The sequence below is a fragment of the Proteus sp. MB838 genome (assembly GCF_054767435.1).
Map to the genome: position 1 here is coordinate 1 of NZ_BAABMO010000099.1, position 760 is coordinate 760.

3 protein-coding genes are annotated in these 760 nt (G+C 36.6%); all 3 read left to right on the forward strand.

Features of this window, described 5'->3' with window-relative positions; translation table 11 throughout:
- Positions 1–224, forward strand: a 224-nt coding sequence (locus ACYUCW_RS18065; RefSeq protein WP_460409179.1) for an ABC transporter substrate-binding protein, incomplete at its 5' end; no start/stop codon positions are given.
- A gap of 1 nt (position 225) precedes the next feature.
- The gene (mlaB, locus tag ACYUCW_RS18070) at positions 226–519 is read left to right on the forward strand and encodes a lipid asymmetry maintenance protein MlaB (protein WP_004248922.1); all 294 of its coding nucleotides are present in this window, start codon (positions 226–228) and stop codon (positions 517–519) included.
- A gap of 140 nt (positions 520–659) precedes the next feature.
- Positions 660–760, forward strand: a 101-nt coding sequence (locus ACYUCW_RS18075) for a BolA family protein (RefSeq protein ID WP_460409180.1), incomplete at its 3' end; no start/stop codon positions are given.

Below are 760 nucleotides of genomic sequence, written 5' to 3' on the forward strand. Positions count from 1 at the left end.
TTGATAAAAATGGTCGACCACCAGTACGCCTTGATTTTCAATGGCGCAAGAACAGTAAAACGGGTGAATGGCAAGCCTATGATATGATTGCCGAAGGCGTTAGCATGATCACCACCAAACAAAATGAGTGGTCTGATATTTTAAGTGCGAAAGGGGTTGATGGTTTAACTAAGCAATTAGAAATTAGTGCCAAAACACCGATTACATTAGATGAGAAAAAATAGTATGTCAGCTTCGTTAAATTGGCAAAAAGAGGGTGAAATACTCTCTTTCCAAGGAACGCTAGATAGAGAAACGTTATTGCCAGTTTGGCAACAACGTAAAGCGTTATTAGCTGATATTAATATCATCGATATTTCTCAACTTGATCATATTGACTCAACCGGATTAGCACTTTTTGTCCATCTAAAGGCCGAAATGGAAGCACTTGATCGTCAATGTGTTATTCAAGGTGTTAGTGAGCGCTTTCAAACGCTAATCACACTCTATGATCTTGATGAAATTATGAATATTGCTTAATGCTTTTCCCGATAAAGCAATAAAAAAATCCCCCTTATTGATACTTTTATCATTAAGGGGGTTTTTCATGGTTTAAGAGTAGGCCGGATTCTATTAGGATAGGCAACTGATTATTATTTTAACGTTGAGATTGAGCAATTATGGATACAAATGAAATCAAACAAGTATTAATGGATACCCTATCTTTAGATGAAGTCATTGTTAATGGTGATGGCAGTCATTTTCAGGTTGTGGTTGTTGG

Excerpts from the sequence above, each read along its gene's own strand:
- mlaB (WP_004248922.1), top strand. The coding sequence starts at position 226 with ATGTCAGCTTCGTTAAATTGGCAAAAAGAGGGTGAAATACTCTCTTTC.